7 protein-coding genes, 1 tRNA gene and 1 pseudogene are annotated in these 6807 nt (G+C 62.7%); 6 read left to right on the top strand and 3 right to left on the bottom strand.

Features of this window, described 5'->3' with window-relative positions; genetic code table 11:
• Nucleotides 1-153 precede the first annotated feature (153 nt).
• Nucleotides 154-230, top strand: a tRNA-Arg gene (locus FKP22_RS16620).
• Between the two features lie 455 nt (nucleotides 231-685).
• On the opposite strand, the gene FKP22_RS16615 is transcribed toward FKP22_RS16620, so the two are convergent.
• Entirely contained in the window at nucleotides 686-1012 is a 327-nt protein-coding gene (locus FKP22_RS16615) for a winged helix-turn-helix transcriptional regulator (protein WP_141288570.1), read from the bottom strand.
• Between the two features lie 122 nt (nucleotides 1013-1134).
• Between FKP22_RS16615 and FKP22_RS16610 the strand changes: the two genes are divergently transcribed.
• Together FKP22_RS16610 and FKP22_RS16605 are read left to right on the top strand one after the other, a co-directional pair.
• Nucleotides 1135-1461 carry a nuclear transport factor 2 family protein gene (locus FKP22_RS16610; protein WP_141288569.1) on the top strand — a complete coding sequence of 109 codons (327 nt, stop codon included), beginning with the start codon at nucleotides 1135-1137 and terminating at the stop codon, nucleotides 1459-1461.
• Nucleotides 1458-2240 (top strand): SDR family oxidoreductase, encoded by a 783-nt coding sequence (locus FKP22_RS16605; protein WP_141288568.1) that lies wholly within the window; start codon nucleotides 1458-1460, stop codon nucleotides 2238-2240. Before FKP22_RS16610 ends, FKP22_RS16605 begins: the two co-directional genes overlap by 4 nt.
• A 316-nt stretch (nucleotides 2241-2556) precedes the next feature.
• Here FKP22_RS16605 and FKP22_RS16600 read toward each other — a convergent pair whose 3' ends face one another.
• Nucleotides 2557-3450, bottom strand: coding sequence for a LysR family transcriptional regulator (locus FKP22_RS16600; protein WP_141288567.1), 894 nt, complete (start codon nucleotides 3448-3450; stop codon nucleotides 2557-2559).
• 205 nt (nucleotides 3451-3655) lie between these two features.
• On the opposite strand from FKP22_RS16600, the gene FKP22_RS16595 reads away from it, so the two are divergent.
• Both FKP22_RS16595 and FKP22_RS16590 read left to right on the top strand, forming a co-directional pair.
• The gene (locus FKP22_RS16595) at nucleotides 3656-4195 is read left to right on the top strand and encodes an isochorismatase family protein (protein ID WP_231011583.1); all 540 of its coding nucleotides are present in this window, start codon (nucleotides 3656-3658) and stop codon (nucleotides 4193-4195) included.
• 466 nt (nucleotides 4196-4661) lie between these two features.
• Nucleotides 4662-5771: an NAD(P)-dependent alcohol dehydrogenase gene (locus FKP22_RS16590; protein WP_141288565.1), complete on the top strand. Its 1110-nt coding sequence runs from the start codon at nucleotides 4662-4664 to the stop codon at nucleotides 5769-5771.
• A gap of 292 nt (nucleotides 5772-6063) precedes the next feature.
• Here the strand turns inward: FKP22_RS16590 and FKP22_RS16585 are convergent, their stop codons facing one another.
• Nucleotides 6064-6405, bottom strand: coding sequence for a hypothetical protein (locus tag FKP22_RS16585; protein ID WP_141288564.1), 342 nt, complete (start codon nucleotides 6403-6405; stop codon nucleotides 6064-6066).
• Between the two features lie 127 nt (nucleotides 6406-6532).
• Here FKP22_RS16585 and FKP22_RS16580 point away from each other — a divergent pair.
• A pseudogene (locus FKP22_RS16580) lies at nucleotides 6533-6807 on the top strand (3-phosphoglycerate dehydrogenase); the annotation flags it as partial.

The following is a 6807-nucleotide window of genomic DNA, read 5'->3' as shown; positions in this document are numbered from 1 at the left end:
GAAAGCCTCAGCACGCCGGTGCGCCGGCTGGGCCTGCGCACGCTGGCCCGCATCGCGCGCCAGGAAGGTGACGAACTGGTCGCCAGCAACTGCGACCAGCGCGCCGCGGCACTGGATTGATGACCGGATATGTCATAATTCACCGAACTATCAGCGGCTGTAGCTCAGTTGGATAGAGTACTTGGCTACGAACCAAGGGGTCGTGGGTTCGAATCCTGCCAGCCGCACCAAAGTCGACGAGGGTCAGTGGGTTAGCGCCTGCTGACCCTTTAGTCTTTCTGGACTGCTAGCAGGTTGCTGAAATACCGCGTACCGGCACTCGCCCCGACCCTGTTGCTGACCGAATTTTGGTGATCCAGGTCACCGATTCGGTCCGATGAACTGTTTCCGGCTCGATTCGGGTCCTTTTCGGGCTCATTTGCGTCTCTTTTCCACTCATCCGGCTACCTGCAGACGGACGTGTCCCAGCGTGCGCATGCGCACCAGGTTGTAGGCCGCCACGATGCAGCCAGCATCGGCTGATGCGGGGTAGTCGCCGAACGCCGCCTTGGCGCGCCTGTCGCGGTGTGAGCTTCCAGCAGTCACGACGCTGTATCCGACGACCGGACTGCAACGCAGAGCAAGTGCGATCACCGCCGGGGGGTTCCGCTCCCCCACGGTCGGTCCCGACCATGGGCGGTTCGAGTCAGCCTTCTCTCAGCGATGCCCATTTGAGCAGCGCATCAAGCGCGGGGCAGAGTGCCTGGCCCCAATCGGTCAGTCCGTATTCGACCTTCGGCGGCACCTGGTGATGGACGATCCGCCGCACGACTCCATCCAGTTCCATCTGGCGCAACTGCTGGATCAGCATCTTCTGAGTGATGGCCGGGATGGCCCTTTCGAGCTCGGAGAAGCGCAGCAATTTGCCGCCGAACAGGTGGAACAGGATCACGAGCTTCCACTTGCCCTCAAGCACCTTCAGCGCCTGCTCGACGCCATCGGCGGCCGTTGTGGGTGTCCATTCTTTACTCATACAGTTGGTATGTACCTTACTTTTATGTATGTACTTGCTATTTTATAGCCCACCCCTATTCTTGCAGCCCATCAATTCGGATTGCCCACGGTGATCCGCCCACGTACACAGGAGCTGGCTGCATGTCTCTGGATCTACCGAAACCCATCACCGATTACTTCTCGTCCGATCGCGTTGACCCCGACGCCGCGGTCCAGTGCTTCACCGACAACGCCGTTGTCAAAGACGAAGGCCGCACCTACATGGGTTCGGCGGCCATCAAGGAATGGAAGGGCGGCTCATCGAAGAAGTACACCTACACCATCGAGCCTCTTGCTGCTGAGGAAGTGGCTGGCAAGACCGTCGTCACGGGCCACGTCACGGGCAACTTTCCTGGCAGTCCCGTTGATCTGCGGTTTTCCTTCGGCCTCGATGGCGCCAAGATTGCGTCACTGGAGATCACGCTGTGAGCTTCGACCTGGAACTCTCCGGGCGCACAGCGCTCGTCACTGGCGGCACCAAGGGTGTTGGCGCGGCCCTCGTAGAGTCCTTGCGCAATGCCGGCATGACCGTCGTGGCCACGGCGCGATCGGTTCCGGACTCGGCTCCCGACCGCGTGATCTATCTGGCCGCCGATCTGATGACGGCTGAGGGATGCCAGGCGGTCGCCAAGGCTGCGCTTGAGCGTCTCGGTGGCATCGACGTCATCGTCAACGTCCTTGGCGGTTCGAGCGCGCCGGGCGGCGGGTTCGCAGCTTTGACCGATGCCGAGTGGGACACCGCGATCACGCAGAACCTGATGGCTGCCGTGCGCATCGACAGGGCGTTGCTTCCATCCATGATCAAGCGGGGATCCGGCGTCGTGATCCACGTCACCTCCATCCAGCACGAGCTGCCGTTGCCGGAGTCCACCACCGCCTACGCGGCGGCCAAGGCGGCGCTGTCGACCTACAGCAAGAGCCTGTCGAAGGAAGTCTCGCCCAAGGGCATCCGTGTGGTGCGCGTGTCGCCAGGCTGGATCGAAACCGAGGCGGCCGTTCGTGCCGCCCAGCGTCTGGCGGATCATGCCGGGACCGACTACGAGGGCGGGAAGAAGATCATCATGGATTCCCTGGGAGGCATCCCGCTCGGACGCCCCGCGCAGCCTCAGGAGGTTTCCGACCTGATCACGTTCCTGGTCTCGCCGCGCGCCGCATCGATCACCGGCGCGGAGTATGTGATCGACGGCGGTACCGTTCCCACGGCCTAGTGCGCGCAGCGCTCGAAGCTGCCGCACCTGTCCGAGGGCACCGCGTGGGCGCCCTCGAAGACGGGTTCCAACGAAGCGCCGTGTTGGGTCAAAGTTCGGTCGGCGCGAACAAGTTCCTGAGCTCCAGAGAAGATTGCGGCGGTCGGAACGGGCCGAAGGCCGTGGCGCTGGCGATCAAGGCCAAGGTCCTGAAGGCGCTCGAACTGCAGGACAGAGCTTGTCATCTTCGAGAAGAAGGCGGTAGGTGCCGCCTCGGATGGCCAGAACGGGTACCCCGACGGCGAGCAGCGACATGCCGGCGCAAGCCTCCAAAGCATCAGGCGTGTTCGACCAGCGTCTGGATCAACCAAGCGCCGGCAGGGCCGGGCGGCGTGTCGGGGCGGTACATGGCTTGAAACAGGTAGAAGCCCCCGAGGGATTCGGGAACCTTCAGACGAACCAATCGCCCGTCGACGATATCCTGGCGAACCGCGGGCTCGGGCATGTATCCCCAGCCCAATCCCGCCAACAGCAACGCATGCTTGGCACCCAGATCCGACATTGACCACGTGTCCGCCGCGTAGACGGCAACGTCGGGTCCCGGTTGAAACGCTTCGCGCACGCGCAAGACCAGCTGACGGTGTCGCTTCGCCGCGCCGACAACGTTGCTGTCCACGCCTGCCAAGGCATGCGTCGGCGTCGCGACGGGAATCATCTCGACCTGGCCCACTGAAACGACTTCGAAGCCCGTGGTGTCGGAGTGATGGATTCCGCCGATCCCCAGCCGCGCGACGCCACGCTGCACCAACTGGGAGACTGCGCCCAATGCTTCCAGATTCAGGTGCAGCGTCACGGTCGGGAATTTCTCTTCAAAAGCTCGCACGGCATCAACCAATCTCTGCGTGGGGAACATCACGTCGACCACCATTGAGATCTCAGCTTCCAGACCCTGCCGGATGCTTGCCACGCGCGCTTTGATATCGCTCACACCACTGCTTACCGATCGGGCCTTGGCGAGCACTGTCTCGCCGGCGCTGGTCAACTTCGGGCGGCGCGCGTTGGTTCGATCAAAGAGTTCCAGTCCGAGCTGCGTCTCCAGCGAGGATATTGAATAGCTGATCGCAGATGTCGCGCGGTGAAGCCTGCGCCCCGCGGCCGCGAAGCTGCCTTCGCGCACAACGGCGATGAGCACTTGCAACTGATCAAGCGAGGGTGTTCCAACGACTGGCATGTTCGATTCATTTGAACAATTTGGCTGGCATTTTGCGGCTTTCTCGAACAGAGCGTGTGAAGCAAACTCAACGCCGTCGAGCCATCAAGGGGCCGACGAACGGATTTCAAAGCCAATCCAGACCAACCGACGTGGTCGATGGTCTCCACCGAAACGGAAGTCAATCGCGATGCACAAGAAAGTATTCACGCCCGAGAACTCCGCCATGCTGCTGATCGACCATCAGGTCGGCACGATGGCCTGGACCCACTCCCACGACATCAACCTGGTCCTGCAGAATGCCCTCAAACTGGCGCGGATCGGCAAGGCCGCGGGAATTCCGATCGTGCTGACGTCCAGCATGGAAGACCAGGTCCAGGGCCCGCTGGTTTCGGAACTGCAGGCCATCCTGCCGGAAGAGTATGCCGTGCGCATCAAGCGCCCCGGCATCGTCAATGCCATGCATCACGATGGGTTCAACAAGGCCGTCAAAGCCACCGGTCGCAAGAAGCTGTTCGTCGCCGGTGTCACCACCGAGATCTGCATTACCTTCCCGGTCCTGCAGATGCTCGATGAGGGTTACGAAGTACAGGTGTCGGCTGACGCTTCGGCTTCCTACACGAAGTACGGCGATGACATCTCCCTGCGCCGCATGGAGCAGGCCGGCGCCATCATCACGACCGTGGACATGATCGTCTCCGAACTGGCGGTGGATTGGACAAGCCCGCTTGGTGCAAAGCTGGTGCCGATCCTCGGGTACCGCTAGTCGCGAGGTCTGACCTCACAGGTCGCCTCCAGGGCGACTTCTTGTCACTGTGGGGGAGGAACCGTCGCAGTAAAGCTCGACATGCAGGCCTTGGCTGTGCAGCTTCGGGGTGAGCTTTCGGCCTCCCATGCGATCGCCGAGAACTAGCATCGGGATCCGTGGTTACTCCCTGCAGCAGTTCAGCGATCCCAAGACTATGGCGCTCGCATCCCCGACTCGCCCCGAAGCATCTTTGGTGTCGGCCCATCGGCCAGGTGGGGTCACGGCAGAACGATGGTGATAGCAAGCGCCTACGAGTTCGAAGCCGAGACCGCGATGCAGGCTGCCTGGGCGGTCTGCGCTTGATGCGGATCTTTGAACTCCGAAGAAACGGATTGCGGTGGCTCGCGACTTGTATTCACCAACGGACCGCCCGCGAAACAGTGCCGAACGGCTGGCGTAAACACGTGTCCTAGGACATCTTCACATGAGCATCAAGATCAGTGCTGCTGTCGCCGAAGCCAAGGGCGAGCCGTTCCAGATTCAGGACCTGGAACTGGACGAGCCTCGCGCCGATGAGGTGCTCGTTCGTATTGTCGCCTGCGGCGTCTGCCAGACCGACGCGCATGTCTGGCATCAGCGGCTGCCAACTGCGCTGCCCATCGTGCTCGGCCACGAGGGTTCCGGTATCGTCGAACGAGTGGGGGTTGCCGTCACGTCGCTCAAGCCTGGCGATCACGTCGTGCTTTCCTATCAGGCGTGCGGCCACTGCCAACCGTGCCTGAAGGCGCACTCTCCCTACTGCGATCACCAAGCCGAGGTGAACTTCTCGGGCGCGCGGCTGGACGGCACGATCGGTGTGCATCGCCCGGCCGGCTCGCAGGCCCCGGCTGTGCGTGGCCACTTCTTCGGACAGTCCTCCTTCGCGACCTATGCGCTGACCACCGAGCGCAATACTGTGAAGGTTCCCGTGGATATGCCTCTGGAATTGCTCGCTCCGCTGGGCTGCGGATTGCAGACCGGTGCCGGCGCGGTGCTCAACACCTTCAAGATGACGGCGGGCGAAACCCTCGCCGTGTTCGGGGTCGGAGCTGTGGGCCTGGCCGCGATCATGGCGGCCAACGCCATCGCGGCTAGGGCGATCATCGCGGTCGACGTCAACGAGGCCCGACTCACGCTAGCCCGTGAACTCGGTGCCACGCACACGATCAATCCGATGGAGCAGGATGTGGGCGAAGCGCTGCGTGCGATCACCGGCAGAGGCGTGAATTATGTATTCGAGACCAGTGGCCGCAGCGAGATGCTGGCGCATGCGTTGAAAGGTCTGGCCACGCTCGGTCAGATCGGGTTTGTCGCTCCAGGTCCACATGGTGTCGTCGAGCTACTAAAGCTGAGCCCTGGAGCGCTCGTTCGCTTCATCATTCAAGGCGACGCCGTGCCGCAGCTGTTCATTCCAGAATTGATCCGGCTGTATCGGTCGGGGCGCTTTCCGTTTGATCGGCTTGTTCGCTACTACCCGTTCGAGAAGATCAACGAAGCCTTCGCCGACAGCGCTCGAGGCGAGGTCATCAAGCCAATCCTTCGCATGACTTCATAGGGCACCCAACAGTTCCACCCGCCTTGGGTACAACTTGCTGCGAGCTGATGGGCTTGCCTTCGACGACACCTCGTCACCGTTCACTACCCGTGCGACCGGAGAGAACCTGACCGACGAGGTGGCGACGAAGCATCGGGCGATGCTTCACGAGAGGTTGTCTGCCTCACGTCTGAAGGCAGGCCATCCGGCAAGGTGTGCCCTCATGGGGCACAAGCTCTCCATACGTTGCGAGTGCTCGACGGGACCGGGTCCTGCAGGCCGCCCGGTCTGCATGATCCATCCCGTAGCTGGTTCAAAGAGCGGGCGCCTTTTGCGGCCACGCATGCCCGGGCTCGCACCGGGACAGCGGTCTAGGCCCTTGAACTGCTCCGCAGCTGCCTTGACGTGCTGCAAAGCCGCACTGATGTTGGCGATCAGCCGTTTCGTCGAAGGCGTTCTCCGCGTCGGCGCGGTCGCGGTACAACTGACCGACCGACTCCAGCGGGTAGGCCACGTCTGTGACCAGCAGCGCGTACTCCCACAGCCGGTTGCCCTCGTGCACGCTCGGGCCGGCCAGGTCCAGCCGCAGTTGCTTGCCGTCCAGGCGCCTCTCCCGGGCAATGCCGCCGCGAATGCGCTGGCGCACGATGACCACGCGGCGGTTTCGGGATCCGTCATTCGGATTCCTAGGATCGATATCCTGTTTTGTGCTGAAGGCATGGCGGCAGGCTCGCGATACTTGCGCGTTTATTCAGGGGCCGCTGTCCCGCTGCCTGATGCCCATGAAGATCCTGATTCCCGAAGCCATGCACGCCGAGTCGGTGGCGCGCCTGCAAGCTGCGCATGACGTGCGCTATGAACCCGGCCTGGTCGACCGCCCGGCCGACCTGCTGGCCGCAGCGCCAGAAGCCGATGCGCTCATCGTGCGCAACCGCACGCAGGTGCGCGGCCCGCTGCTGGCGACGCTGTCGCGTTGCCGCGTGGTCGGCCGCCTGGGTGTGGGGCTGGACAACATTGACCTCGACACCTGCCGCGCGCGTGGCATCGAGGTCATACC

Source organism: Ideonella azotifigens (genome assembly GCF_006519715.1).
In the GTDB taxonomy this organism is placed as follows: domain Bacteria; phylum Pseudomonadota; class Gammaproteobacteria; order Burkholderiales; family Burkholderiaceae_C; genus Ideonella; species Ideonella azotifigens.
This window is presented reverse-complemented; position numbering and strand designations above follow the sequence as displayed.